Annotated in this window: 23 protein-coding genes; 10 read left to right on the top strand and 13 right to left on the bottom strand. The window is 62.7% G+C overall.

Annotated features, from left to right (window positions below; translation table 11 throughout):
- Nucleotide 1 precedes the first annotated feature (1 nt).
- The gene (chrA, locus tag C4N04_RS28170; protein WP_106797554.1) at nt 2-1,423 is read left to right on the top strand and encodes a chromate efflux transporter; all 1,422 of its coding nucleotides are present in this window, start codon (nt 2-4) and stop codon (nt 1,421-1,423) included.
- Here chrA (C4N04_RS28170) and C4N04_RS28165 read toward each other — a convergent pair whose 3' ends face one another.
- The 3 genes from C4N04_RS28165 to chrA (C4N04_RS28155) form a co-directional block, all read right to left on the bottom strand.
- Nucleotides 1,424-2,755 (bottom strand): hemolysin family protein, encoded by a 1,332-nt coding sequence (locus tag C4N04_RS28165; protein ID WP_106797553.1) that lies wholly within the window; start codon nt 2,753-2,755, stop codon nt 1,424-1,426. It lies immediately after the preceding gene.
- 93 nt (nt 2,756-2,848) lie between these two features.
- Complete coding sequence (locus C4N04_RS28160) at nt 2,849-3,232, bottom strand: VOC family protein (RefSeq protein ID WP_038692638.1); 384 nt, start codon at nt 3,230-3,232, stop codon at nt 2,849-2,851.
- Between the two features lie 125 nt (nt 3,233-3,357).
- Entirely contained in the window at nt 3,358-4,590 is a 1,233-nt protein-coding gene (gene chrA / locus C4N04_RS28155) for a chromate efflux transporter (protein WP_106797552.1), read from the bottom strand.
- A 339-nt stretch (nt 4,591-4,929) separates the two neighbouring features.
- On the opposite strand from chrA (C4N04_RS28155), the gene C4N04_RS28150 reads away from it, so the two are divergent.
- Nucleotides 4,930-5,256, top strand: coding sequence for an RcnB family protein (locus C4N04_RS28150; RefSeq protein ID WP_106797551.1), 327 nt, complete (start codon nt 4,930-4,932; stop codon nt 5,254-5,256).
- 292 nt (nt 5,257-5,548) lie between these two features.
- Here C4N04_RS28150 and C4N04_RS31950 read toward each other — a convergent pair whose 3' ends face one another.
- From C4N04_RS31950 to znuA, 3 genes are all read right to left on the bottom strand, one after another.
- Nucleotides 5,549-5,716, bottom strand: a complete 168-nt coding sequence (locus tag C4N04_RS31950; RefSeq protein WP_164519039.1) for a hypothetical protein — start codon at nt 5,714-5,716, stop codon at nt 5,549-5,551.
- Nucleotides 5,713-6,918, bottom strand: coding sequence for a zinc metallochaperone GTPase ZigA (zigA, locus tag C4N04_RS28140; protein WP_106797550.1), 1,206 nt, complete (start codon nt 6,916-6,918; stop codon nt 5,713-5,715). Before zigA ends, C4N04_RS31950 begins: the two co-directional genes overlap by 4 nt.
- Nucleotides 6,919-7,031: 113 nt before the next feature.
- A complete protein-coding gene (znuA, locus tag C4N04_RS28135) occupies nt 7,032-8,108 on the bottom strand; it encodes a zinc ABC transporter substrate-binding protein ZnuA (RefSeq protein WP_106797549.1) in 1,077 nt (358 codons plus the stop codon).
- A gap of 101 nt (nt 8,109-8,209) precedes the next feature.
- On the opposite strand from znuA, the gene C4N04_RS28130 reads away from it, so the two are divergent.
- The 3 genes from C4N04_RS28130 to C4N04_RS28120 are packed head-to-tail and all read left to right on the top strand — an operon-like array spanning nt 8,210 to nt 10,369.
- Nucleotides 8,210-9,166 carry a metal ABC transporter ATP-binding protein gene (locus C4N04_RS28130; RefSeq protein ID WP_009993021.1) on the top strand — a complete coding sequence of 319 codons (957 nt, stop codon included), beginning with the start codon at nt 8,210-8,212 and terminating at the stop codon, nt 9,164-9,166.
- The gene (znuB, locus tag C4N04_RS28125) at nt 9,159-9,974 is read left to right on the top strand and encodes a zinc ABC transporter permease subunit ZnuB (protein ID WP_077992903.1); all 816 of its coding nucleotides are present in this window, start codon (nt 9,159-9,161) and stop codon (nt 9,972-9,974) included. Before C4N04_RS28130 ends, znuB begins: the two co-directional genes overlap by 8 nt.
- Nucleotides 9,971-10,369 (top strand): Fur family transcriptional regulator, encoded by a 399-nt coding sequence (locus C4N04_RS28120; protein WP_010054217.1) that lies wholly within the window; start codon nt 9,971-9,973, stop codon nt 10,367-10,369. The genes znuB and C4N04_RS28120 overlap by 4 nt, the downstream gene beginning before the upstream one ends.
- Before the next feature lie 221 nt (nt 10,370-10,590).
- On the opposite strand, the gene C4N04_RS28115 is transcribed toward C4N04_RS28120, so the two are convergent.
- Complete coding sequence (locus C4N04_RS28115; RefSeq protein WP_106797548.1) at nt 10,591-11,772, bottom strand: hypothetical protein; 1,182 nt, start codon at nt 11,770-11,772, stop codon at nt 10,591-10,593.
- A gap of 191 nt (nt 11,773-11,963) precedes the next feature.
- Between C4N04_RS28115 and C4N04_RS28110 the strand changes: the two genes are divergently transcribed.
- Together C4N04_RS28110 and C4N04_RS28105 are read left to right on the top strand one after the other, a co-directional pair.
- Complete coding sequence (locus C4N04_RS28110; protein ID WP_009993373.1) at nt 11,964-12,536, top strand: transglutaminase-like cysteine peptidase; 573 nt, start codon at nt 11,964-11,966, stop codon at nt 12,534-12,536.
- 387 nt (nt 12,537-12,923) lie between these two features.
- Nucleotides 12,924-13,325, top strand: a complete 402-nt coding sequence (locus C4N04_RS28105) for a hypothetical protein (RefSeq protein ID WP_010055797.1) — start codon at nt 12,924-12,926, stop codon at nt 13,323-13,325.
- Nucleotides 13,326-13,667: 342 nt separating this feature from the next.
- Here C4N04_RS28105 and C4N04_RS28100 read toward each other — a convergent pair whose 3' ends face one another.
- Nucleotides 13,668-14,198, bottom strand: coding sequence for a gamma carbonic anhydrase family protein (locus C4N04_RS28100; RefSeq protein ID WP_039620719.1), 531 nt, complete (start codon nt 14,196-14,198; stop codon nt 13,668-13,670).
- Nucleotides 14,199-14,210: 12 nt separating this feature from the next.
- On the bottom strand, nt 14,211-14,906 hold the full coding sequence (locus tag C4N04_RS28095) for a fumarylacetoacetate hydrolase family protein (RefSeq protein WP_106797547.1): 696 nt from the start codon (nt 14,904-14,906) through the stop codon (nt 14,211-14,213).
- 272 nt (nt 14,907-15,178) lie between these two features.
- Here C4N04_RS28095 and C4N04_RS28085 point away from each other — a divergent pair, with 272 nt between their 5' ends.
- Together C4N04_RS28085 and C4N04_RS32530 are read left to right on the top strand one after the other, a co-directional pair.
- Nucleotides 15,179-15,931 carry a nucleotidyltransferase domain-containing protein gene (locus tag C4N04_RS28085; RefSeq protein ID WP_106797565.1) on the top strand — a complete coding sequence of 251 codons (753 nt, stop codon included), beginning with the start codon at nt 15,179-15,181 and terminating at the stop codon, nt 15,929-15,931.
- 445 nt (nt 15,932-16,376) lie between these two features.
- Nucleotides 16,377-16,499, top strand: coding sequence for a hypothetical protein (locus C4N04_RS32530; RefSeq protein ID WP_280954360.1), 123 nt, complete (start codon nt 16,377-16,379; stop codon nt 16,497-16,499).
- An 84-nt stretch (nt 16,500-16,583) separates the two neighbouring features.
- Here the strand turns inward: C4N04_RS32530 and C4N04_RS28075 are convergent, their stop codons facing one another.
- On the bottom strand, nt 16,584-17,564 hold the full coding sequence (locus tag C4N04_RS28075) for an SDR family oxidoreductase (RefSeq protein WP_106797544.1): 981 nt from the start codon (nt 17,562-17,564) through the stop codon (nt 16,584-16,586).
- Between the two features lie 159 nt (nt 17,565-17,723).
- Nucleotides 17,724-18,281 (bottom strand): DUF308 domain-containing protein, encoded by a 558-nt coding sequence (locus C4N04_RS28070; protein ID WP_106797543.1) that lies wholly within the window; start codon nt 18,279-18,281, stop codon nt 17,724-17,726.
- A gap of 116 nt (nt 18,282-18,397) precedes the next feature.
- Here C4N04_RS28070 and C4N04_RS28065 point away from each other — a divergent pair, with 116 nt between their 5' ends.
- A complete protein-coding gene (locus C4N04_RS28065) occupies nt 18,398-18,979 on the top strand; it encodes a TetR/AcrR family transcriptional regulator (protein ID WP_106797542.1) in 582 nt (193 codons plus the stop codon).
- Between the two features lie 432 nt (nt 18,980-19,411).
- Here the strand turns inward: C4N04_RS28065 and C4N04_RS28060 are convergent, their stop codons facing one another.
- Both C4N04_RS28060 and C4N04_RS28055 read right to left on the bottom strand, forming a co-directional pair.
- Nucleotides 19,412-21,391 (bottom strand): adenylate/guanylate cyclase domain-containing protein, encoded by a 1,980-nt coding sequence (locus tag C4N04_RS28060; protein ID WP_038689809.1) that lies wholly within the window; start codon nt 21,389-21,391, stop codon nt 19,412-19,414.
- Nucleotides 21,391-25,161 carry a FecR domain-containing protein gene (locus tag C4N04_RS28055; RefSeq protein WP_106797541.1) on the bottom strand — a complete coding sequence of 1,257 codons (3,771 nt, stop codon included), beginning with the start codon at nt 25,159-25,161 and terminating at the stop codon, nt 21,391-21,393. The genes C4N04_RS28060 and C4N04_RS28055 overlap by 1 nt, the downstream gene beginning before the upstream one ends.
- Nucleotides 25,162-25,236: the final 75 nt, after the last annotated feature.

The following is a 25,236-nucleotide window of genomic DNA, read 5'->3' as shown; positions in this document are numbered from 1 at the left end:
GATGGCCGAGATGACAGGAAATGCGTCGGCTGGAAAGATTGCGGAGAAACAGGCAGGCGAGGAGCATCATCACGGCGTTTCGTTCGGCGAAGCCTTCAAGGTCTGGCTGCGGGTCGCGGCCCTGAGCTTCGGCGGTCCGGCCGGTCAGATTGCCGTCATGCACCGGATCATCGTCCACGAGAAGCGATGGATCGGCGAGCACCGTTTCCTGCATGCGCTCAACTATTGCATGCTGCTTCCCGGCCCCGAGGCGCAGCAGCTCGCCATCTATATCGGCTGGCTGATGCACCGAACCCTGGGCGGCCTCGTTGCCGGAATATTGTTCGTGCTGCCGGGGTTTCTGTCGATCCTCGGTCTCAGTTACATCTATGCCGCCTATGGCAACGTCGGCATCGTTGCCGGCCTGTTTTTCGGCCTGAAGGCGGCCGTGCTCGCCGTCGTCGTGCAGGCCGTCATTCGTATCGGCGGAAGGGCCTTGAGGAATAAGGTCATGATCGCGATCGCGGCAGTGGCCTTCGTCGCCATCTTCTTTCTTCATGTGCCGTTCCCGCTGATCGTGCTCGCAGCCGGCATCATCGGCTTTTTCGGCGGCCGGGCCGGGCTTGCCGCCTTCAAGACCGGCGGCGGGCACAAGGCGGGCAGCGGGCCGGTGCTATCGGATGCTGATTCAGTGCTGGGCGAGGACATACCGGCGCATGCGCGCCGGAATCTCGCCTGGTCCTTGCGGATGTCGACGGTGCTGCTGGCCCTGTGGCTCATTCCGGTCGCTGCCGTCTACGCGGCCTTCGGGGCGGACAGCGTCTTTGCCGAGATTGGCCTGTTCTTCAGCAAGATGGCTGTCGTCACCTTCGGCGGGGCTTATGCCGTTCTTGCCTATGTCGCGCAGGAAGCCGTGCAGCACTTCGGCTGGCTGAGGCCGGGCGAGATGCTCGATGGCCTCGGCATGGCCGAAACGACGCCGGGACCGCTGATCATGGTGGTCCAGTTCGTCGGCTTCATGGGCGCCTACCGCGATCCGGGATCGCTGGATCCTATGCTGGCTGCCACGCTTGCAGCGATCCTGACGACATGGGTGACCTTCGTGCCCTGCTTTCTCTGGATCTTCCTGGGGGCGCCGTTCATCGAAAAACTGCGCGGCAATATCGCGCTGGCAGGGGCGATGTCGGCCATCACGGCGGCGGTGGTCGGGGTCATTCTCAACCTCGCCATCTGGTTTGGCCTGCACACGCTGTTTGCCGAGGTTGCCGTCGTTAGTCTTGGCGGCCTGCGGCTCGATATCCCCGTGCTGCAATCGGCCGTGCCGGCCGCAATGGCGCTGTCTGCCGCCGCCGCGATCGCGCTCTTCCGGTTCAAGGCTTCCGTCATCGCGACACTGCTCAGCTGCGCCGCCGCCGGAATGGTCTGGACGCTAGCGATGAACTGATCACCCCTCTGCCCCCTCGGCGGCAACACGCGTCGCCAGCATCTTGTCGATGCGCATGCCGTCCATGTCGATCACCTCGAAGCGCCAGCCGTCGAAGAGGAAGATCTCGCCGGCTTCGGGGATGTGCTGAAGCTGATGCAGCGCGAAGCCGGCGAGCGTATGGAAATCCGCGTCGGGGCGATCCTTGAGACCCAGGCGTTCGAAGGCGTCGAAGGCCGGCATCATCGCGTCGATCAGCAGCGAGCCGTCCTCCCGAACGACAATGTCGGGTTCCTCGTCGGCGCCGGGCAGATCGCCGGCGATAGCTTCCAGCAGGTCTGTCTGGGTGACGATGCCCTCGAGGCTGCCATATTCGTCGATGACGATGGCGAGGCGCACGGGCGACGCCTTGAAGCTGTCGATCACGCGCACGACCTTGGTGCCCTCGTGCAGCACCAGGGGTTGCTTGATCACCTCCAGCGGCCGGACCTTGCCGCCGTCGAGGACCTGATCGAGAAGATCCTTTTTCAACACCATGCCGATCGGCTCGTCGATCGAGCCGCGGGCCACCAGCAGCTGCTCGTGGCTGCATTCGCGGATCGTCTTCAGGATCTCCGCCTCGCTGTCGTCGGCATCGAACCATTCGATGTCGAGACGTGGGGTCATGATGTCGGAGACCGGTCTCTCGCCGATGTTGAATACCCGCTCGACCAATTGCTGCTGCACCGGGTTCAGAAGCCCGGCCTCCTGGCTTTCGGCGACCAGCAATTTCAATTCCTGCGGCGAGTGGAACGAGGATTCTCCGGTTCCGGCGCGAAGGCCGACGGCCCGCAACACGAGGTTGCCCATGCCGTTGAGGGTGAAGATCGCCGGCTTGAACAATACAAGGAAGAGCTCGAGCGGACGCACGACGGCCAGCGAGGTGGCCTCGCTGCGCTGCAGCGCCAGGCTTTTGGGCGCGAGCTCGCCGAGCACGATATGCAGCGCCGTGATGATCACGAAGGCGACGACGATCGCGACCGTATGGGCGCCGGTTGCTGCCCATGGTTCGGGCAGCCAGGAGAGCAGGGGCTCGATCAGATGGGCGAGCGCCGGTTCGCCGACCCAGCCGAGCGCCAGCGACGAGATGGTGATGCCGAGCTGGGTGGCGGCGAGATTGGCGTCGAGATTGTCGACCGCGCGCTGGAGGGCGGAGGCGTTCATGCGGCCTGCCGCGACAAGCTCGGCGACACGGCTGCGCCTGACCGACACAAGCGCGAATTCGGCAGCCACGAAGAAGCCGTTGGCGGCGACGAGAAAGAACACCGCTAGTATCCCGACATAGTCGAAGAGCCCGCCGGCGGTTTCGGACATATTTTGCCTACCTCTGAATTGACGCGAGTCCGAAACTACACGCTCGGGGACGGCTGGCAAGGCGCAGCCGTCGTTGTTGCGATGCCGCTATGCTCATCTTTTCGGCGCTTCGAACAGCTCGATCGGGTTTCCCGCGGGGTCATCGAGCAAGATTTGCTTGCCGCCCATGCCCTGCACGATCTCATTGCGAAAACGCGCGCCGGCCTGGCGCAGTGCCGTGACCTCCGCCTCGAGGTCGGCGACTTCGATTTGGATGCGGTTCCATCCGCCGGGTTCCGGCTTCCGTCCGTCCGGCATTGTCTGGGAGGCTCCGCCCGGACCCGTCGTGCCGCTGACGAGCAGCCGAAAGCCGTCCCTGGTGAGGATGGCGAAGCTTGGCGCCGGGTGAAGCGCGACGGAGAAGCCGAGATGTCTGGTGTAGAATTCCACCGCGGCGTCGACGTCGTCGACGATATAACGCATGCTGATGCCGGGCATGGTTTCCTCCATGGTGTTTCCACTGTCGCGGAGCGCTGCACGCGGCGGCCCGACGGGACGCGCGGCGGACGCTCCTGTTTTAAATCTGCGCCCAATCGTTCCGAAAATCGAATCCGATCGTGGCGCTATGCGCCGGCCGCGGCGAGGGAGACCGAACCTGCCGCCAGCAGCAGGACGATGATCCAGGGCGGCGCCTTCCAGACGGTGAGCAGCAGAAAGCCGGTGAGCGCCAATGCGAAATCCCGCGGCGAAAGCACGGCGCTCGTCCAGACCGGGCTGTAAAGCGCAGCGCCCAGAATGCCGACGACGGCGGCGTTGGCGCCACGCATGGCCGCTTGCATCGCCGGGCGGGTGCGCAAGCCATCCCAGAAGGGCAGCATGCCGTAGACGAGGAGCAGGCCCGGCAGGAAGATGGCGACAAGCGCGATGACGGCGCCCGCCCATCCGTTTGGCGCCGGCGCCATGACGGTGCCGAGATAGGTCGCGAAGGTGAAGAGCGGGCCCGGCACGGCCTGCGTCAGGCCGTAACCGGCGAGGAAGGATTCGTTTGTCACCCAGCCGGGGGCGACGACTTCCGCCTGTAGCAGCGGCAGCACGACATGGCCGCCGCCGAACACCAGCGCACCCGAGCGGTAGAAGGCATCGAAGAGCGCAATCCCCTGATGGCCCGTCGCATTGGCGAGAAGCGGCGGGATGAGGAAGAAGGCGGCAAAGAGGACAAGCGCGATCGCGCCGGCACGGCGCGATACGGGAAAGCCGAGACGGCCGGCAAGCGCCGGCGCATCGGCGCGACAGAAATAGAGGCCCGCTGCCGCTCCAAGCGCGATCGCGCCGATCTGGCCGAATGATCCGCCGACGAAGATGACGATGGCAATCGCCGCCAGCGCAATGCCGGCGCGCTCGCGGTCCGGCGTCAGGCTTTTCGCCATGCCCCAGATCGCCTGTGCGATGACGGCGACGGCAACGAGCTTCAGCCCGTGGAGCAGGCCTTCGGCGAGCGGGCCAGTGAAGGCGGTGGCGCTGAGCGCGAAAGCAAAAAGCATGAGCGCCGACGGCAGCGTGAAGGCGCACCAGGCCGCAAGCCCGCCGACAAGGCCGTTGCCCCTGAGGACGCCGAGGGAAAAGCCGACCTGGCTGGAGGCGGGCCCCGGCAGAAACTGGCAGAGCGCCACCAGATCGGCGTATGCAGCCTCGTCGATCCATTTGCGCCGCGCCACCAGTTCGTCCCTGAAATAGCCGAGATGGGCAATCGGCCCGCCGAAGGAGGTGAGGCCGAGCTTGAGGAAGACGCGGAAAACCTCGAGCGGCGAGCCGTCGGCAGGCCCGGCCACGGTTAGGGCATCGTTGTGAGCGCTCATTGTTGCCTCCGCCGGGAAGGGGACATGTCTTGCTTACCTCTGAATTGACGCGCGACCGAAACTACACGCTCCCGCGCGAGCGGCAAGGCGCAGACGGCATTCTAACGTTCGCGATGGTTGGCCTTTGTCCCGTCACCCGCCGCGTCCTTGAGGCTCCGCCCTTTGGCCTGGGCCTCGAAGGGCGAAGGCGGCCACCAATGTCGATGCATAAGCTTTACCTAAAATGTAATATTCGCCTCGCAGGCCACGGATTCCATTACGAAAGTTTAATTTAAATTTCAGTTTCGGTTCATCTTTTCGGCCCTAGTTTTCTCCCGTGCCCAATACAAGGAACCCCACATGAAAAAGATCTTTGCAGCTCTTCTTTCCGCTTCCTTCCTTCTCTCGCCGATGGTCGTCTCACAGGCCAGCGCGGACGATTTCCGCCGTCCGCCGGTGGTCGTGCAGAAGAGGGTGATCGTTGAAAGAACGGTCGTCCGGCCCCATTGGAAGAAAGGATACCGCGTCAACGCCAGCGAGCGCCGCCGCTTCTCCAACATCAACGACTACCGCCGCTATCGGCTCGCCCCTCCGCCGCGCGGTTATCGCTGGGTTCGCGCCGATCGCGATTTCCTGCTGATCGGCATCACCAACGGTGTCATTTCGAATGTCATCGTCGGCCGTTGATCGGCAGTGAGGGGGCGGCTTCGGCCGACTTTCCTAGATTCTGAGAGGGAAGGAATGCCGTGTGGCACCCCCCGCTGCCCTGCCGGGCATCTCCCCCACAAGGGGGGAGATCGGCTGGGCGCGATGGTTTCCCCAAACATTGACGAACCTGTGTTCCGCATGACGGTGGAGAGGGATTGGCGAGCCAACCCTTTGCCGATCTCCCACCTGTGGGGGAGATGCCCGGCAGGGCAGAGGGGGGTGCCACAGAACGCCGACGCGAGAAGGAGAGAAGTACGCGAATTGCGCAAATTCATGCGCGTTTCACCCGCTCGGCAATGATCCCGAGCAATCTCTTCGGCCTTTCTGCCGCAACCTCAGCCTCCCGCTCATAGGTCAGCGGATGCAGCCCGTCGACCGGCGGCAAGGGCTCGCATTCCTCGCAGACGCAGCGGTAACGGTTGATCGCCGTCGCCTTCATGCGGCCTGCCGGTTCCAGCTGGCGAAAGGATCGGTCAGGTTGCGCCAGCGCTCCGGCGTGAAGGCATCGCCTTCGACAAGGCAGGCGTCGAGTTCTCTCCTGATCCAGGCTTCGTCCATAGGGTCGGCGCCGATAAAGACGATTTCCTGGCGGCGGTCGCCCCAAACCGGATCGAGATGGGGGCCGAGGGCGTTGAGGAAGCTTGGCTCCTGCGGCCATTGTTGGCGGGGGACAGCTGCCCACCAGAGGCCCATCTTGCCGGTGCGCACGATCGCGCCCGCCTGGCTGATCTCGCCGACATGGTGCGGGCGGGTCGCCAGCCAGAAGAAGCCTTTGGCGCGTACCACGCCCGGCCAGTTCTTGTCGAGAAAGGCCTGGAGCTTGGCCGGGTGGAACGGCCGCTTCTCGCGATAGACGAAGGAGCGGATGCCGTATTCCTCGGTCTCCGGCACATGGTCCTTGAAACCGTGCAACTCCTTGTACCAGAGCGGATGGGTCTCAGCCCTGTCGATATCGAAGCGGCCGGTGCCGAGCACGTCCGTCAGCGCCACCTTGCCGAAATCCGCCTCGATCAGCGTCGCATCCGGGTTCAGGCCGGTGATGATCTTGCGTGCGGCGTTGCGCTCATCTTCACTTGCCGTGCCGATCTTGTTCAGCACCACGACATCGGCGAATTCGATCTGCTCGACCAGCAGGTCGACGAGGGTCCTGTTGTCGCCGTCACCTGCAGTTTCGCCACGGTCGGCGAGGAAATCGGCGGAGGCGTAGTCGGCGAGCAGATTGGCGGCGTCGACCACCGTTACCATCGTATCGAGCCTTGCGACGTCGGATAGGCTTTCTCCGCTCTCGTCGCGGAACTCGAAGGTGGTGGCGACGGGCAGCGGTTCGGCGATGCCGGTGGATTCGATCAGCAGGTAATCGAAGCGGCCCTGTGTGGCGAGATTGCGCACTTCCTTCAGAAGGTCGTCGCGCAGCGTGCAGCAGATGCAGCCATTGGTCATCTCGACCAGCTGCTCCTCGGTGCGCGAGATATTGGCGCCGCCGTCGCGCACGAGGGCAGCGTCGATATTCACCTCGCTCATGTCGTTGACGATGACGGCGACGCGCAGGCCCTCGCGATTGGCGAGCACGTGGTTGAGCAGTGTCGTTTTGCCGGCGCCGAGAAAGCCGGAAAGCACCGTAACCGGAAGTCTGTTGTCCATGGGAACCTCATCGATGATAATGTTATATCATTACATTAAGCAAGCGGAAAAAAGGCGGAACGGGGTCATCCGCCTCTTTCCGCCTCAGCTCTTTCCAGGAGATTGCAGGGCAATCATGCGCTGGAGAGGCATGCCTTCATGCTGTCGGCGATGCCGCGCATGAGGGTGAAGTAGAGATCCGGCCCGGCCTCCAGCGTCGCCGCTTCGGGGTCGAGCACGCCCGATTTGGCGCTCGTGCCTTCGATGACGACCTTGACGAGGCGCGGCTCGAATTGCGGCTCGGCAAAGACGCAGGTTGCGCCGAGTTCGCCGACCTTGCGGTGGATTTCCGAGACGCGCTCGGCGCCCGGAATGGTCTCCGGGCTGACGGTGATCGAGCCGGCGACGCGGATGCCGTAGCGATGCTCGAAATATTGGTAGGCATCATGGAAGACGACGAAGGGCTTGTCCTTGACCGGGGCGACCGTCGCAGCAATCTCCTTGTCCAGCGCCATCAACCTGTCATCCAGTGCCTTGGCATTGGCCTGATAGGTCAGGGCATTGGCGGGATCGGCGGCGACCAGCGTCGTGGTGATCACGGCGGCCATCGCCTTCGCATTCATCGGGTCTAGCCAGAGATGCGTATCGAAGGCGCCATGCCCGTGTTCGTGCTCTTCGTGATCGTCGTGATGGGCGTGGTTTTCCTCATGTCCGTGGCCACCGTCATGGCCGGTGCCGGCGGCTTCATGTCCGTGGTCATCAGCCGCGGCGGTTTCATGGTCGCCGTCATCATGCGCCTCGAAGGCGCCGCCTTCGCGGAAGGGCAGCTTGGTCAGCCCCGGCGCATTCTCCAGCTCGACGACGCTGGCGTTCGAGCCCAGCGCTTCGAGCGGCTTTTCCAGGAATGCTTCCAGGTTCGGCCCGACCCAGAAGACGACCTTGGCCTCCTGCAGCGCGCGAGCATTCGACGGCTTCAGGCTGTAGGTGTGCGGGGAAGCGCTGCCATCGACGATCAGCTCCGGTTCGCCCACACCCTGCATGATCGCCGAAACGAGCGAATGGATTGGCTTGATCGAGGTGACGACGACCGGCGCGTCGGCCGCCCGGATCGTGCCGGCAAAGAGCAAAGCGGGGATCGCCAAAGCGGGAATGGAGAGGACTGCCGGGACATTGAAGGCCCACGTTTTCAGAGGCCTCAGGGCGCGTTTCATCAGGTGCTCCGCTTGAATTGCAAGTGTTATGTTATTACATCAATTGCGTTATGCTATAACGTGTGCAATAGCAGGATGCAACAGCGCTGTCGGAAAATTTGATGCTCTCTCCCGCAAACAAGAAGGGCGAACCGCTGGTCTCGCTCGAGAATGTCGGCGTCCTGCGCGGCGGCCGCTGGCTGGTGCGCGGCGTCGAGTTTTCCGTGTCACGCGGCGAAATCGTCACGCTGATCGGGCCGAACGGCTCGGGCAAATCGACGAGCGCCAAGGCAGCGATCGGCGTGTTGAAGCCTGACGAGGGCAGGGTGGAGCGGCTGGCCGGCCTCAAGGTCGGCTATGTCCCGCAGAAGCTTTCGATCGACTGGACGCTGCCGCTGTCGGTGCGCCGACTGATGACGCTGACCGGCCCGCTGCCGCAGGGCGACATGCAGGCAGCCCTCGAAGCTGCCGGCATCGCCCATATGATCGATGCGGAGGTGCAGCATCTCTCCGGCGGCGAGTTCCAAAGGGCGCTGATGGCGCGGGCGATCGCCCGCAAGCCCGATTTGCTGGTGCTCGACGAGCCGGTGCAGGGCGTGGATTTCTCCGGCGAAATCGCGCTTTACGACCTGATCAAGTCGATCCGCAACGCCAGCGGCTGCGGCATCCTGCTGATCTCGCACGATCTGCACGTGGTCATGGCGGAGACCGACACGGTGATCTGCCTCAACGGTCACGTCTGCTGCCGCGGCACGCCGGAGGCCGTCAGCCGCAGCCCGGAATATGTCCGCCTGTTCGGCAGCCGTGCTGCCCAGACGCTTGCCGTCTACAGCCATCACCACGATCACACGCATCTGCCGGACGGTCGCGTGCGCCATGCCGATGGTTCCGTGACGGATCATTGCCATCCCGAGGACGGCCATCACGCACATGATGGGCATGGGCACGCTCATGGCACCCATGAGCACGCACATGATGGGCATGAGCACGCGCATGCTCATGCTCGCGATGGTCATCACGCACACGATCATGCGCATGAACACGCCCATTCCCGCAGCGGGGAGGGCCGCCATGCTTGACGATTTCTTCGTGCGCGCCATCCTTGCCGGTGTCGGGCTGGCGCTGACGACGGGACCGCTCGGCTGCTTCATCATCTGGCGGCGGATGGCCTATTTTGGCGATACGATCGCTCATTCGGCGTTGCTCGGCGTGGCGCTGTCGCTGCTCTTCGAACTCAACCTGACGCTCGCCGTCTTCGCGGTCGCAGCTCTCGTTTCGGTGCTGCTGCTCTTCCTGCAGAAGCGTCAGGCGCTGTCGGCCGATGCGCTGCTCGGCATCCTCTCGCATGCAACGCTGGCGATCGGCCTGGTCATGGTCGCCTTCATGAGCTGGGTCAGGATCGATCTTATCGCCTTTCTGTTCGGCGATATCCTCGCCGTTTCCAGGACCGACATCGCGCTGATCTGGGGCGGCGGCTTGTTCGTGCTCGCGGCGCTCGCCTGGCTCTGGCGGCCGCTGCTGGCGGCAACCGTCAATGCCGAGCTTGCCGAAGCCGAGGGGCTGAGACCCGAGCGGGCGCGGCTGCTCTTCATGCTACTGATGGCCGTCGTCATTGCCATCGCCATGAAGATCGTCGGTATCATGCTGATCACTTCGCTGCTGATCATTCCGGCGGCTGCGGCGCGACGTTTCTCGCTCACGCCGGAGATCATGGCAGTGTTAGCCTCGCTGATCGGCGCGGCGGCCGTCGTCGGCGGGCTGTTCGGTTCGCTCACCTATGACACGCCGTCGGGGCCTTCGATCGTGGTTACGGCGCTCATTCTCTTCATTCTCAGCCTGCTTCCCGTCAGGCGCCATCGCGCGGTCATGCAAGGACAAGGCTCATGACGACACCGCAATTGACCAAGAACCAGTCGCTGGTCTTCGACGTGCTCGAAAAGGCCGAAGGGCCGCTCAGCGCCTATACCATACTCGACAAGCTGCGCGATCACGGTTTTCGCGCGCCGCTGCAGGTCTACCGGGCGTTGGAGAAGCTGCTCGAATACGGCGTCGTGCATCGGCTGGAAAGCATCAATTCCTTCGTCGCCTGCGCCCATCCCGGCGAGAATTGCCACAGCCACGGCATCGTCGCCTTCGCCATCTGCGAAAGCTGCGGCCAGGTGATGGAGTTCCACGACCATGAGGTCGACCACCGGCTGATGGCCTGGGTGCGCGGGCAGAAGTTCAAGCCGGAGAAGACGACGATCGAGATCCGCGGCCTTTGCGAGACCTGCGCGGCGTAAGTGATTTGTTCCAAGGTATTCTTGGCATGTTATCCCATTGCGCTGACCGAAAATTTGTGGGGAAGCGCCCGCCTCTCCAGCCTCATTCCTGTGCTCCTCACAGGAATCCAGCCACCGCGCGTCCGCGCGGTGAATGACTTACCTGCTTAGCTTCAAGCGATGACCTAAGAAAGGTGAGGCCGGAGACCGGCCTCACCTCGAGCGGCTCTGCAATGACAAGCTCAGTTCGGTCCGCCCTTGCCGGAACCGCCTTTGCCGGAGCCGCCATTGTCGCTCTTGTCGGAACCACCATTGTCGCTTTTGTCTGAGCCACCATTGCCGCTCTTGTCGGAACCGCCGTTATCGCTCTTGTCGGAACCGCCATTGTCGCTCTTGTCGGAACCGCCGTTATCGCTCTTGTCGGAACCGCCATTGTCGCTCTTGTCGGAACCGCCATTGTCGCTCTTGTCGGAACCGCCATTGTCGCTCTTGCCGGAACCACCATTGTCGTTCTTGTCGGAACCGCCATTGTCGCTCTTGTCGGAACCGCCGTTATCGCTCTTGCCGGAACCGCCGTTGTCGCTCTTGCCGGAACCGCCATTGTCGCTCTTGCCGGAACCGCCGTTATCGCTCTTGCCGGAACTGCCATTGTCGTTCTTGCCGGAACCGCCGTTATCGCTCTTGCCGGAACCGCCATTGTCGCTCTTGTCGGAGCCGCCATTGTCGCTCTTGCCGGAACCGCCGTCATCGCTCTTGCCGGAACTGCCATTGTCGTTCTTGCCAGAGCCGCCGTTGTCGCTCTTATCGGTACCGCCTTTGTCGCCTTTGTCGTTGCCGTGATGATCGCGGTCCTTGCCACCATGGTTGTCTTTCCCGTGGCCATCTTTGCCGTGGTGGTCTTTGCCATCCTTACCATGGTGGTCTTTGCCATCCTTGCCGTGGTGGTCTTTACCGTCCTTGCCGTGGTGGTCTTTACCATCCTTACCGTGGTGGTCTTTGCCACCCTTGCCGTGGTGGTCTTTGCCACCCTTACCATGGTGGTCATTGTCGCCCTTTCCGGGGCCGTCATTGTCACCCGTGCCAGGGCCGTCATTGTCGTCCTTTCCGGGGTCATCATTGCCCTCGCCCTCGTCGGTGTTCTTTCCGCCGTCGTTCGCAACCTGACTGCCGCCGCCACTCTTGCCGCCGGTCTGCGCAGTCGAGCTGCTGCTCGACGTCTTCTTGCCGCCGATGCCATTGCTGCTGCGGTCGCTGTCGTTCGGATTGCCTGGGGATATTGATCTGGTCGGCATGCACAGCCGGTATTCGAGCGTGCCGCGCACGGCGGTATTGCAATTAACGACTGTCGGGGCTGCCACGGTCAAGCTGCTGCTTGCCATAAGGAAAGCAACGGCCACGCTGAATTTCGATGCTCTGCTGCTCATTTCAATCGTCTCCCAAGGTTAACCGAATGTTAATTGGGAGATTTTTTAAACTAACAGTCTATTAATCGGAAGAATAAACGATAGTTAATATGTTCTCATTAGATATTACGGTTAAATTCGCAAGTATAAAATTTTAATAAATTTTTATCTCGACCGTGTTATTGTTGAGGCGTAAATATGGGGAATCGGCTATGAAGCGTCTCTTTTCTCTCGCTGCCATTTTGTCCTTTCTTGTGCCTTTTCAGGCTGTTGCCGGATCCTCCTTGCCTGTGACGAGAAGTATCGGCGCGCCCGTGGGATTCGCGGCGGCCTGCGCCAAGTATAAGTGGCTGTGCGGCAGGGTGGCGGCTCAACAGCTGCACGACGCGGCAGGCATAACGCTGCTTCAAAAGGTCAATCGGGCGGTCAATGGACGCATCATCCCCGCGGAAGATCGTCCGTCTTCCCACGGGGATGCCTGGTCTCTGCCGGTTGCCGGCCGGGGCGACTGTGAGGACTACGCCCTCCAGAAGATGAAGGACCTGATCGACGCTGGTTTTCCGTCAAACAGGCTGGCGCTTTCCGTGGTCATCGGCCCGCATGATCAAAATCACGTCGTTCTTATTGCCCGCACAGACGGTGGCGATTACGTGCTCGACAATCTCACAAGCGCCGTCAGACTCTGGCGCACGACGGGCTATACGTTTTTGGCCACTCAGGATTTTCAATCGCGAACCGGCTGGCGGGTGACGCTTGCCGGTCCCCGCGCCGGCGAATTCTCCTGAACCCGACGCGTCGTCCAAACGCCAAGATGCTTGGCGCGGTCGGCCCGCTCGCCTGGCCATCCGATCTAGCAGAAAGTCTCCCGCACCGTCCCTGCGGTCTCTTCGATGCTTCCGATTGGCGGAGATCGGTGCAGTTTTCAGGCCGTTATCGGTGCATATCAAGCCTGAGTAGAGAAGCGCAATAACATCACTGCGTGCGCGAGAAGGCGATGCGGGTGCAGGTCGCGGCAAATTCGACGAAGAATTGTGCATCCGAAAGGCTGCCAAAAACGCGGATGATGTAAGAATCGGAAACACTTTGTGACTAAGTGCCTCCAAAAGCAGCGTTTTTTGTCTTGCTGCGCAAGAGGACTTGAAGGATATTGCCCAGACGTTGAGGACGCCGTCATGATCAGAATGATAGAAGACCCTGCCGAACTGGCTGGCGAAGACATCACTGGCAAATATATTCTCCGCAAGCTGAACTATCACTGGTTCGCTTACGGCAAGGCGGCCATTGTGACCGCCTGCAAGGGAACGATCCTCCACCTCGATCGAGAGGAAACGGTCTATTCCGAGCGTTGGGGCCGTCGCGCCTATACGGGGACAGGCAAGCGTTACCCCGGCGGCATCTGTCCGATTTCGGCGGTCGCCTGTGTTTGCGATACGCCCGATGATGTCAATGCCGTCATACAGCTGGATGTCGAAGCGCAGGACGAATTCTATCAGTTGATCGCCAAGACGGAAGCCAGGGTTCGGGCGCTCGCCGCCTCGTCTGGAGCAAGCCAGTTCATGGAAGCGGCCGAATAAGGCAGTTTTTCAGCGATATTCCCCATTGCCGCCACCGCAGCTAACGTCGCTGTTGACTGCAGAGGTGTCGCTGCCACTCACCCCCTCATCTGCCGGCATCTTCCCCCCGCCGGGGAGAAGCGGAATCGCGGCAGCGTCTCGCTTCACTTGAGACTTATGTGAGAATGAGGTTAGCGCGTCCTGCTCCCCTTCTCCCCAGCGGGGGTCCGAAGGACGGGTCGAGACCTGTGGCTCGACCCCGGTTGGTGGCCCGAAGGGGCGGATGAGGGGGCCTCACGGCACGCCGCGACTGCACGGCGCGTAAGCGAAGGGTAAAATATGGCCCTGCCGCCCTTCCGCCGATCACCCGATCTGCTTCAGATCCCGCGCAAAACGCTGCCAATTCTTCACATAATTCTCCGCCGAGCGGCGGATGCCTTCCACCGCCGCTTCATCGAGCACCCGCACGACACGCGCCGGAGCCCCGACGATCAGCGAATTATCGGGAAACTCCTTGCCTTCGGTGACGAGCGCATTGGCGCCGACCAGGCAGTTATTGCCGATCTTGGCGCCGTTCAGGATGGTCGCGCCCATGCCGATCAGCACGTTGTCGCCGAGCGTGCAGCCGTGCAGGATGGCGTGGTGTCCGATGGTGCAGTTCTCTCCCGTCGTCAGCGGAAAGCCCATGTCGGTATGGGCCATCACGCCTTCCTGGATGTTGGTGCCGGCGCCGATGGTGATCTTCTCGTTGTCGCCGCGCAGCACCGAGCCGAACCAGATGCCGACATTCCCGCCGAGCTCGATATTACCGATGACGTGGGCGTCCGGGGCGATCCAGTGGAGGCCGGCGGGCGGCAGTTTCGGCGTCAGTCCGCCAAGCGCGTAGACAGGCATGGAAAGCTCCTCTCAGGCGACCTCGACCGACAGCGTTGCGACGCCGTCGATGCCGCAGATGATGCGGTCGCCCTTTGCGACTGCGCCGACGCCGGCTGGCGTGCCGGTCATGATGACATCGCCGGGCGCCAGCACGAAGAGTTTCGAGAGTTCGGCGATGATCTCCGGCACCTTCCAGATCATCTGGTTGAGATTGCCGTCCTGGACGCGCTTGCCGTTCTGCTCCAGCCAGATCCGGCCTTCGCCGGGATGGCCGATGCGACCGGCCGGCACGATCGCCGAGACGGGCGCGGAATGTTCGAAGGCCTTGGCCACTTCCCAAGGGCGGCCGAGCTTCTTGGCCTCACTCTGAAGATCTCGGCGGGTGAAATCGATGCCGACCGCATAGCCGTAGATGCAGTCGAGCGCTTGGCGGGCTTCAATGTTGGCGCCGCCCGATTTCAGCGCCAGCACGCATTCGACCTCGTAATGCACGTCGTTCGACAGCGGCGGATAAGGAAAGGCGCTGCCCGGCGGCAGCAGGTTCTCGGCATTCTTCTGGAAGAAGAAGGGCGCCTCGCGGCTGGGGTCATGGCCCATCTCGATCGCATGGTCGGCATAATTGCGCCCAACGCAATAGACGCGGCGCACCGGAAAGCGCTCGTCGCTGCCGTCCACCGGTAGCAGAACTGGTGCGGGAAGCGGGATGACGGTGGCGGAATCGGACATGGGCGGGCTCTTCCTGTTCAACGAGTCTTTCCCGCATCTTAGACGGAAAACGGCGGGGCGGGGAAGCATTCTACTCGCATTGACGCTGTCGCCGCCCGGCGATATCCTCGCCGCGATGAACAGGATGTTTGCAGTTTCGACGTCTACGACCACCGCCTCGGCGGTGGGTGGCGGACGCGTGGACTGAATTCCGTTCATTGCTGCCGAGGCCCAACCCGCCGGAAACGAGCGGGTTTTTGTTTGCCCGCTCGCCTCCCGCATTCGAGGACGAGATCATGGATATCCAGAAACAGATTCTTGCCGAGCGGGCGCTTGCTGCCGCCCGCCGCGCCCTTGCCAGCCGCTATGCCGGAGCCGCCTTCGCCTATGTCTCCGGCTCCATCATGCGTGGCGAGGGGACTGCCTTTTCGGATATCGACCTAGTCGTGGCGTTTCCGTCGCTGGAAAGAGCCTGGCGGGAATCCTTCACCGAAGGGGATTTCCCTGTCGAGGCCTTCGTCCACGATGAAGAGACGCTGGCGCATTATCTCCATGCCGATGCCGAGAGCGGTTATCCCATCATGGTCAACATGGTCGCAACCGGCAGCATCGCGGGGCCGGATATTGAGCGTGCGCGCCTGATCCAGGCAAAGGCGGTGGGTGTGCTGGCCGCAGGACCGAAGCCGCTTGCCGGCGCAAGCTACGACATGCTGCGCTATCAGGTCACCGATTACGCCGATGACCTGCGCGGCGACCGCCCGCCGGAGGAAATCGCCGCCATCGCCGCGGCTCTCTACCAGAAGCTCGCCGATCTGATCTTGCTCGGGCGCGGCGCATGGACCGGCCGCGGCAAATGGGCGCCGCGTCTCATCAGGAAGCTCGATGTGCAGCTCGCAGCCGAGTTCGACGCTGCATTCAGGCTGGCGGCGCGGGGTGACGGCAGCCGGCTACTCGCACTGGCTAACCGCGAGCTCGCTTTGCACGGCGGCCGCTGTTTCGACGGCTTCAGGCAGGAGGCTCCGCCGGAAGCGCGGCGGCGGGAATAGGTACGGGGAATGAGCAAAGAGGGCATCTGCAGCAGGATCAGCCCCGCGAGGTGGACCCGTGCCATTGCAATGACCGGCCAGTTGGATAAGGTTAATTGTAATATTATTAAAACCAGAGGATGAAAGAAGAATGTCGGGGCGACTGTTCAGGGCACACCATATTCTAATTCCTATATTTTCCGTAACTTTGGGTCTGTCCGGATGCGTTACCAACAAGGATGGTGTTCAAGTCTCCACCGATCATAGCCGCGCCGTGAGTGGAGAGCGGACAAAAATGGGCCAATCTTATAATCTGAATGCAGACTGCACCGCTGCGACGATGCCGAGCATAAAGCTGGTGCAGCCCCCCGCGTATGGATCGGTAGAATTTGTCAGCGAAAAGATTTTCTCACATTATTCGACAGGCGCCCCCCAGATCAGGTGCAATTCCAGGAAATCTCCTGGCGTGTCCGAATATTATACTTCCAACAGCGGATATTCCGGAAAGGATATGTATAAGGTGAGGGTCTCCTACGGCGAAGGGACCATCAAGGACGTGACGGTCAATATCAATGTCAGAAAGAAATAGAGCAGGGCCGTTCCTCATCGACAGACGAGGCGGTGGCGCCTCCCACGGCGCGTTGGCGCCATCTGTTCACGCCCGCGGAATATCTTAGCTTAAAGCGCCTTGCTCGGCGCAAATCCTGTCGATCAGAGCATCAAGCTCACCCCTTGGCGGCCGGCTTTTGGCCAGGCGCTGCTTCAGGTGCATGATCGAGTCGGCGAGGATTTCGTCCAGGCTTTCGGCGCAGGTGAAGTCGCCCGCCACGCGCTTGACCTTGGAATTGTCGAAGATGGCAGTCCAGGCCTTGTCGCCGAGCAGCGGGCCGATCCATTCCGCATTGTAGCGGATAAGCGTGTCCGTCGGCACGTGGACGATCTTCGCCTCGACGCCGAGCAGCCTCGCGATCGTCTTCTGGATGTCGTCCCAGATATGCGCGCGGTCGGAGGTGATGTGGAAAATCTCCTTCAGCGCCGCCTGCTTGCCGAACAGGCCGACGAAAGGCACGGCGAAATCGACCGAGCGGGTCAGCGTCCAGGGCGTGTGGCCGTCGCCGGCCACGATGATGGGCTCGCCGTCCAGCATGCGCCTTGCCATGATGTCGCTGTCGCCCATCATGATCGGCAGGCCGGTGCGGACCGTGTGGCTAGGGCGGACGATCGTCCAGGCGAGGTTGGCGGACTTCTTGAGCAGTTCCTCGCAGGCGATCTTGGCCTGGCTATAGGGCCAGTAAGGATTGATCGCCGGCGTCTCCTCTGTGATCACGTAGTGACGCGGCGGCTTTTCATAGACGGAAGCCGAGGAAATGAAGATGTACTGGCCGCAATTGCCCGAGAAGACCTGGATGTCGCGCGCGATCTGATCGGGCGTGAAGGCGATGAACTGGCAGACGACGTCATAGTTGCCCTTGGCGAGATCGGCGTAGGCGCTCGATCCCAATTCACCGACGATCGAGGTGACACCGGCGGGCAGGGCGGCATCTCTCAAGCCGCGATTGTAGACGCTGACATCGTGGCCCGCGGCAACGGCGCGTTCGACGCAAGGGTAGGAAATTTGGCCGGTGCCGCCAATGAAGAGAACTTTCAAAGCCATGGGAGTGACCTCGGGGTCTATGGGCGGGGACTATGATCATCCTTCATAGCGCGAAAGAATGTTATCGTCTCCGCAAATCTCCCGCATCGCCGAGATCTTGAATGGGTCGATGCGGCCTCCTACGGCGGCGAGTTCGCCGCCGCAAGGACGTGATCGCGCCTATGCATGCGCCTTGCGATAGGTTGCGACGGCAAGCCAGATCGAGGAGAGCAGGAAGTAGAATGCGCCGAACCCTGCGTATGGCACGATATCGAGGATCGTCGGGATGGCGGTGCCGAGCGATCGGCCGATCATGAAGCCGCCGGCAAGGGCGGACTGCACGCCGCTCAGGATCATCACCCATTGGGCGCCCTCGGTGCGCCAGCGCCTTACGCCGGTATAGAGCTGCAACAGGCCCGAGAGGATTGCCCAGGTCCCGAAGACGGCGAGGACGGCATAGGCGCTCATGCCAAGCGCGATGATGACGGCGAGCGCCGTGACCGTGCTGACCGCCACGTTCAACGCCTGGGGCGGGTTGGAGCGAAGGCCGCCATTGACCCGGGCGTCGACCAGATTGGCGAGCGCATCCCACAAGGGATAGATCACCAGCAGGAAGGCCGCGGCGCCCGGCTGCCCGGCAAAGGCAATGGCGGCGGCAATCCAGATGACCGAGAATGCGGCGCGGGCGAAATAATAGGATCGCAGCCAGTTTGACTGGTTCGAAGACTGAGTTTGCATAGACAGGTTCCTTTGTGACGAGAAGGAGTCAATTCGGTTCCTGCACACCTTCTTGTGAACGGACGAGAGGAGCCTGAGGGGCTTGACAAGCTTCCTACCAGAAGGTAGGCGACGCTATGAAATCAGTGGCTTCGACCTCCGACAAGATCCTCGATGTCGCCCAATCGCTCATCGTGGCGGGCGGCTATAACGGCTTCAGCTATGCCGACATTTCGGACGCGATCGGCATCCGCAAGGCGAGCATCCACCACCATTTTCCTGCGAAGGCCGAGCTGGTCGCGGTGTTGGTGGATCGCTACACCAAGCAGGCGGCTGCAGGATTGCAGTCGCTGCGCGAGCAGGCCGCAAGCCCTGCCGATCAGCTGCAGTTCTACATCGACTACTGGCGTTCCTGCATTGAGAACGCTTCGCAGCCCTTCTGCATCTGCGCCATGCTTGCCAGCGAAATGCAGATGCTGCCCGATGAGGTCGCATCACGCGTTCGCACCCATTTCCGAAATCTTGCGGCATGGCTGACCTCGGTGTTGCAGGCCGGCTTCGAGCAGGGCCTGTTCCAGCTGGACAGGCGGCCGGAAGAGCGGGCCCAGATGCTGATGGCATCGGTCCATGGGGCGATGCTTTCGGCGAGGGCTCTTAGCGATCCTGGATTGTTCATCGCGGTGGTTGGACCTGAGATCGCGAGGCTGCGGACAGCATAACGATCTCCTCTTCCCAATCGGATGCCGCGCCGAGGCCCAAGAGAGCCTCATCCTGAGGCGCCCCGCAGGGGCCTCGAAGGACGAGGCGGGTGCGCTGTCGGTTAATGGCTGCAAGGAGCAGCGTTGAGGCGTGTCCTTCGAGGCTCCGGGCCTTTGGCCTTGCGCGCCTCAGGATGAGGGAGGTTGGAGGTGTGCCGCGCCGATGGCAACGGGCGTTGGCGGATGCCGCCCCAGCGCTCAAGAGAGCCTCATCCTGAGGCGTCCCCGCAGGGGCCTCGAAGGACGAGGCGGGTGCGCTGTCGGTTGATGGCTGCAAGGAGCAGCGCTGCGGCGTGTCCTTCGAGGCTCCGGCCTTTGGCCTGCGCGCCTCATCAGGATGAGGAGCGTTGGAGGGTGCCGCGCCCAACTCATGTGGCCAGAAATGCTGCGCCGTCATTCCCCGCCTTCTGTCAGTCCATCCCGCACGATCGCGTAATAGGCGGAAAGCTCGGGGATATCAGCGGCCAGCGTGTCGAAGACCGAGTCGGACGGCGCAAGCGTGCCGGCATACTTCGCCTCGATAAAACCCTCATGCGCGACCAGCGCTTCGGCATCGGCCTTATGCACGACGGTATAGATCGGCGAGGGCACGGTGCGGCCCTTGACGATGATGCGGTCGAGTTCGATCACCGTGTAATTGGCGGCGATCAGCCGTGCGGTTTCCTCGCCGAGCAGCAGCGCCACGCCGTAATTCTTCGAGGCGCCTTCCAGGCGCGAGGCCAGATTGACGCTGTCGCCGAGGCAGGAATAATCGAAGCGGCGGGTCGAGCCCATATTGCCGACGATGCATTCGCCGGTGTTGATGCCGACACCCATCTTCAGTACGTGCGGCTTGCGGCCGATTGCGGCCGCTTCCCGCTCCAGCTGGCTATTCAGCCGCGAGATCGCCGCCTGCATGGCGAGCGAGGCGCGCACGGCGTGCAACGCATGATCGGGATCGTCGAGCGGTGCATTCCAGAAGGCCATGATGCAGTCGCCCATATATTTGTCGATCGTACCGCCGTGATCCATCACCACGTCGGAGAGTGGCGTCAGCAGCCGGTTGATCAGGCCGGTCAGCTGTTCCGGATCGTCCTTCAGCGTCTCGGCGATGGTGGTGAAGCCCCGCACGTCGGAAAACAGCACCGAAAGCGTGCGCCGCTCGCCGCCGAGCTTCAGCTGCGACGGGTCGCTCGACAGGCGCCGGACGAGATCGGGCGAAATATACTGGGCGAAGGCGCGGATGATCTGGCGCTTGTTGCGGCGCTCTTCGGCATAGTCGAAGGCGGCCTGGCCGAAGGCGACCGCGATATAGGCGACCGTCGGCCCGAGCGGCGAAACGAAGACATGGCCAAGCCGGATGCCGGCGAAGCTGACGGCCGCGAAGGCGAGGAGGGCGGCGGCGCTGGTTACGATCGTCAGCCATCCCGTCGAGCGCCAGACGGTGAAGGCGGCAAGCAGCACCGAGATCAGGATGCAGGCGGCGACCGTCGGCAGGCGCGCTTCCGCGATCGACAGGCCGTAGCGGATATTGTCGTAAATCGTCGCCTGGATTTCGACGCCGGGGACGAGCTTGCCGGTGTGAACCGTATAGGGTGTCGCGAAGGCGTCGACGCCGCCCTTATCGATTTCAGGCGCATTCTGCAGGCTGAGCCCGACGAGGACGACGCGATCCTTGAAGTAACCCGGCGGCAGCAGATTCTCAGGGTCGAGCGCCTGGTAATAGGAGACGGTGGGATAGCTGCGAGCCGGTCCGAAGGACTGGATCAGTCGGCCGGCCGGCAGGATCTCCGCCTCCGCGCCCGAGGCCTTGGCCAGCATGGCGGCAAAGCCGTCCTCATAGCCGGGAATGCGGCGGAAGATGCCGTCGCCGCTGAGATCGACGGAGGCAATCCCGGTCACCGCACCTGCGTCGGTCAATGCCGGCAGCGGCGTGGCGCGGATCAGCTGCGAGGCCTGCGGCGTCTCGATCAGCGTTTCGTCCCCGGCAAGCACGACATCGGGACCGACGGCCCTGGCGATCGCCGCGTCGTTGCCGGGGTTGGAGGGCTCGGCCATAATGATGTCGAGGCCGATGACGCGGGCGCCCGCTGCACGCAGCTGGCTGATGAGCTCGGCATGCAGGCTGCGCGGCCAGGGCCATTGCGCGTTGATATCGGCGAGTGAGGGCTCGTCGATCGCGACGATGACGGGTCCGCCCTGCGGCGGACGCGGATCGTCGAACGTCGAGAGATAGTCGAAGCTTCTAAGCTCCAGCAGCGACCAGGCGGGCAGGCGCGACAGAAGCGAGATGGCGACCAGCACGGTCAGCGACAGGACCAGCAGCCGGAGGCGGCGGCTTCCGGCCTGGCCGCTGTCCAGTCCGGCCTGCCGCGGCTTGTGCTCCGCCCGCATCAGAAGCGGACTTTGAGCGTGCCCTTGAAGGCGCGGCCCCAGCCGGGCACGCCGGGCGTGATCTCGAAGTCCTCGTCGAGCAGGTTATAGGCGGCCGCCTCCAGCTCGATGCGCTTGTCGAAGGGTTCCCAGACCAAGTGGGCGTCGAGGCTCCAGTAATCGTCGAGCTTGGTGCCGAAATCATCGCCGTCGCGCTCACCGATGTAATTGGCCGCCACTGTCGCCTTGACCTTGGCCTCGTTGACCCAGGTCAGCGCAATCTGGCCGGAATTCCTCGGGATATAGGGGAGCGAGCCGCCGTAATTCGGCTCCAGCGGATCCTTGTTCTCGGATTCCATATAAGCATAGGTGGCGGAAAGGCCGAAACCATGACCGAGCACGACGTTGGCGGTGATGGCGGCGCGATCGAGGCTGCCGCGCGACAGCGGCAGACTATCCGAAGAGGGCAGCGAGATCAGCGGCAGGTCGATCGAGAAATCATGCAAGTCCTGGTGCTGATATTCGACCGAGGTGAAGAAGCGGTCGGTCCATTCGGCATCCCATTGCAACGCGACAGTATCAGTATAGCCATCGATGCCGACCGCGAGCTGGTTCGCCTGAAGGCCAAGGATGCCGATCGGCGCAAGCGTGGGAACGCCCGTGTCGGCGCTCTGGCGCATGAAAGCGGCGCGCAGCCAATGGTTCTGCGTCGGCGCCCAGGCAAGGCCGAAGCGTGGTTCGAGCCGGCTGACGTCAACGCCGTCGCCTTCCAGGCGCGTGCCGAAGAGCGCATATTCGGCCTTCAGGTTCGGTGTGATTTCGTGCAGGAGATCGACATAGGCGCGGCCGATATTGATGCGGGTCTCAACTTCCGTGGGTCCGTCGGTTACGCCGTCGACGAGGCCTGGAATGACATCCTCGAGATGGAAATAGGTCTCGCGCGACGCATCGAGCCATCCGCCCTCGATACCGTAACGCCAGGTCAGCGACCCGTCGCCAATAATGTGGCTGAGGGCCGCGATGTAGGCCTTCGAGTCATTCTCGTCGCTCGTTTGCAGGAAAGGCCTGATGTCCCGGCCGGGGCCGCCGAGAAGCGGCACGTCTGCCCAGTCGAAATGTATGTCGTTGGTGGTTTTGGCTTCGGTCTGCTGATAGAGCAGTGCAGCATTCAGGACGTTCTCATAGGCGAAGGTATGACTCCAGCCAAGGCCGGCGCTGGTAAGTCGGGTGGTGTCTCGCCGAGTTGTGTAGAGCGGCAGTTCGTCCGGCGCCAGGGGCAAGCCGAAAAAGCGCAATACGGGGTTCAGCGCGTCCGAGAGCGAGGGGTCCGTCGACAGCGCATTCAACGTTCCATCATTGTTGGCGTGATTGAAATAGGCCACGACGCGGTCATCCGGCGTCACCGTCGCCGTCAGATAGCCGTTGCCGCCGAGCAGCCTGTTGTCGGTCGCATATCCGCCGAAGTCGCGATAGTCCCCATCGAGCGCCAGCTCTTCCCAAGTCAGGTTGCCATAGAAGCTGATCGGGATCGTCTTGTTGGAATAGCCCTGGATATCGGCTTCGCCGATGCGTCTGGTATGGCCGTCGACGCTGTTGATGCCGCCGCCGAGCGAGCCTTCGATGAAGGGTACGTCGAACAGCGTAGCCGAGCGCGAACGGCCCGACAGCATGTGCGGAGAAAGCAGCAGGCCCTGGATGAAGGATGAGTAGCTCGACGCGTTGCCACGGTTCTGGATGATATTGTCGTCGCTGAAGCTCGTCGCGTTGACATAGGGGAAGATGCTGCCCTTGATCGACTGGTCGATATAACCGGTGCCTTTGAAGGGGTCGAAGGCGGCATCGCCGTAATAACGGCCCCAGGCATCAAGGCCCTGCAGGCGGAAGGCGTTGTTGAGCGTCGAACCGGCGTTCGCATTGGCGCCGAGGCCGCTGTAATCGCCGCCGCGAGCGCGCGAGCGGCGCAGGTATTCCTGCGCGTTGCGGATCGCGCCGTCGGCGTCGTAATCGTCGATATCGACAGCGGTGCGGAAGGCGGAAATGACCGGGTCGTTCTTATCGAGCCGGTCGGCATTGTCGAGCGCCTGCTGCGAAGGAATGCGGTCGCCTTTTTCATAATGGGCGGCGGCGAGCATCAGCTGGGATTGCGAATGCGCCGGGTTGGCGGTGCTGGCGGCAAGCAGGTCTTGCAGCGCCTTGTCGCGATCGCCGGTTTGCAGGTAATAGCGGCCCCGTGCGAGAAGGGCGATGTCGAACGAGGGATCGAGTGCAATCGCGGTGTCGATCTCGCGCTTGGCTTCCTTCATCCGCCCCTGGTCGAGATAGAGGATCGCCAGGTTTGCGCGCAGCAGCGGGTCTTGCGGGTCGAGCTCGATCGCCTTCTTGAAGGCTTTTTCCGCTTCGCCATTGGCATCGCGCGAGCTTTGCAGCAGGCCGAGCGAATTCAGCGTGCTTGACCCACCGGGGGCGAGCTCGATAGCGCGATTCAGGTCGGCAAGCGCGCCGTTGATGTCGCTCTCATACACCGCCTTGTAGCTCGCCCGGGCGGAGAGCGCTGTCGGATGATCGGGATCGAGCGCCAGCGAGCGTTCTATCGCTTGCTTCATCTGCTCGCGGTCATCGGTGAGCTGGGCCAGCTCGGCGCGGACCGCCGGCAGGGTCGGATCGTCGGGATAGCGCTGTTCCGCCTTCCTGATGATCTCGATCGCTGCGCGCGGGTCTTTCAGGAAGCCTGTCGTATAGGCCTCCATGATTGCGCCATAGGGGCCGGTGGTGTTAGCCGGCGGCTGTTCGGCATGGGCGGGATCGGCGAGCGAGCGGGCGAAATATCCGCCATATTGCGCCATATTGCGGCGTGACGGGTCGAGATGCGGCAAAGCCTTCTGGAAGAGCCTGGCGGCGTCGCCGTAGCGCTTCTCCGAGCCGGCGATGGTGGCGTCGATCAGGTCGACGCGCGCCTGCTGGGCCGCCGTCAGCTTGCGGCCGCGGATATTCTGCAAGGTTGCGGCCGCGGCCTGGCGGCCGTCGAAGGCGCTCTGCACTTCGGCAAGTTCCAACCAGTCCTCGGTCGTGCGCCGCTCCGGCGGCAGCGCCAGCAGACGGCGGCGCTCGGTGGCCATACGGTCGGCCCGCAGCGGCGACGTCGGCATCAGATCGAAGCCGTCGCGCAGGTCGAGATAGAACAGCATCTGTTCCCGGTCATCGGGATTGACGCTGATGATCTTGTGCGGCGCCTGGCCGATGGTGGCGACCGCACCTTCGCCCTCGCTCACCTCGACACTGCCCTGCAGATTGCTGAGCGCGACGCGGCCTTCGAGCACGATCATCGAGGTCTTGGCGCCCTCGACGGTCATCGTCCAGTCGGTGCCGCGGATCGCGGCCGCGGCGGCCGGGGTTTCGACCGTCAGGCCCTGGCCGCCGCGCTGGGCGCGGGCCCAGATGGTGCCGGCCTGAAGCTCGAGCACCGTATCGCCGCTCGCGGCCATCTTCTTGACCTGCAGCGAGGAATTGCGGCCGAGGCGGACCTGGGTGTGATCGGAAAAGACGATGGCGAGCTGGCCGTTGGCGTTGGTGCGCAGCACGTCGCCGGTCAGAAGATCCTGGTTGATGTCGACGACGCGCCAGTCCGATACGTCTATGAAGCGGACCTCTTCGCCGGTCTTGCGGGCGATGACGGAGCCGGCGACCGGGGTTGCACGCGGCACGGGATCGGCCATGACAGGCAGCCCGAAACCGGGCACGGCAAACGCCAGCGCCATGCCGATGCGACAGATGTTATTGGAATAACCCCGCATGATCTCGACCCCATCCCCGTCTTCCCCTTTGTCCGTGTAGAGTGGAAAAGTCAAGCATGTTGCACACGTGTTCTT

The organism is Rhizobium sp. H4, from assembly GCF_003013335.1.
GTDB classification, from domain to species: Bacteria; Pseudomonadota; Alphaproteobacteria; order Rhizobiales; family Rhizobiaceae; genus Rhizobium; species Rhizobium sophoriradicis.
Note: the sequence above shows the minus strand (reverse complement) of the source record. Positions and strands in the feature narration are given on the sequence as shown.

Bases quoted from the DNA above. Each gene is read 5' to 3' on its own strand.
- chrA (WP_106797554.1), top strand. From the start codon at position 2: ATGGCCGAGATGACAGGAAATGCGTCGGCTGGAAAGATTGCGGAGAAA.
- C4N04_RS28165 (WP_106797553.1), bottom strand. From the start codon at position 2,755: ATGTCCGAAACCGCCGGCGGGCTCTTCGACTATGTCGGGATACTAGCG.
- C4N04_RS28160 (WP_038692638.1), bottom strand. From the start codon at position 3,232: ATGCCCGGCATCAGCATGCGTTATATCGTCGACGACGTCGACGCCGCG.
- chrA (WP_106797552.1), bottom strand. From the start codon at position 4,590: ATGAGCGCTCACAACGATGCCCTAACCGTGGCCGGGCCTGCCGACGGC.
- C4N04_RS28150 (WP_106797551.1), top strand. From the start codon at position 4,930: ATGAAAAAGATCTTTGCAGCTCTTCTTTCCGCTTCCTTCCTTCTCTCG.
- C4N04_RS31950 (WP_164519039.1), bottom strand. From the start codon at position 5,716: ATGAAGGCGACGGCGATCAACCGTTACCGCTGCGTCTGCGAGGAATGC.
- zigA (WP_106797550.1), bottom strand. From the start codon at position 6,918: ATGGACAACAGACTTCCGGTTACGGTGCTTTCCGGCTTTCTCGGCGCC.
- znuA (WP_106797549.1), bottom strand. From the start codon at position 8,108: ATGAAACGCGCCCTGAGGCCTCTGAAAACGTGGGCCTTCAATGTCCCG.
- C4N04_RS28130 (WP_009993021.1), top strand. From the start codon at position 8,210: ATGCTCTCTCCCGCAAACAAGAAGGGCGAACCGCTGGTCTCGCTCGAG.
- znuB (WP_077992903.1), top strand. From the start codon at position 9,159: ATGCTTGACGATTTCTTCGTGCGCGCCATCCTTGCCGGTGTCGGGCTG.
- C4N04_RS28120 (WP_010054217.1), top strand. From the start codon at position 9,971: ATGACGACACCGCAATTGACCAAGAACCAGTCGCTGGTCTTCGACGTG.
- C4N04_RS28115 (WP_106797548.1), bottom strand. From the start codon at position 11,772: ATGAGCAGCAGAGCATCGAAATTCAGCGTGGCCGTTGCTTTCCTTATG.
- C4N04_RS28110 (WP_009993373.1), top strand. From the start codon at position 11,964: ATGAAGCGTCTCTTTTCTCTCGCTGCCATTTTGTCCTTTCTTGTGCCT.
- C4N04_RS28105 (WP_010055797.1), top strand. From the start codon at position 12,924: ATGATCAGAATGATAGAAGACCCTGCCGAACTGGCTGGCGAAGACATC.
- C4N04_RS28100 (WP_039620719.1), bottom strand. From the start codon at position 14,198: ATGCCTGTCTACGCGCTTGGCGGACTGACGCCGAAACTGCCGCCCGCC.
- C4N04_RS28095 (WP_106797547.1), bottom strand. From the start codon at position 14,906: ATGTCCGATTCCGCCACCGTCATCCCGCTTCCCGCACCAGTTCTGCTA.
- C4N04_RS28075 (WP_106797544.1), bottom strand. From the start codon at position 17,564: ATGGCTTTGAAAGTTCTCTTCATTGGCGGCACCGGCCAAATTTCCTAC.
- C4N04_RS28070 (WP_106797543.1), bottom strand. From the start codon at position 18,281: ATGCAAACTCAGTCTTCGAACCAGTCAAACTGGCTGCGATCCTATTAT.
- C4N04_RS28065 (WP_106797542.1), top strand. From the start codon at position 18,398: ATGAAATCAGTGGCTTCGACCTCCGACAAGATCCTCGATGTCGCCCAA.
- C4N04_RS28060 (WP_038689809.1), bottom strand. From the start codon at position 21,391: ATGCGGGCGGAGCACAAGCCGCGGCAGGCCGGACTGGACAGCGGCCAG.
- C4N04_RS28055 (WP_106797541.1), bottom strand. From the start codon at position 25,161: ATGCGGGGTTATTCCAATAACATCTGTCGCATCGGCATGGCGCTGGCG.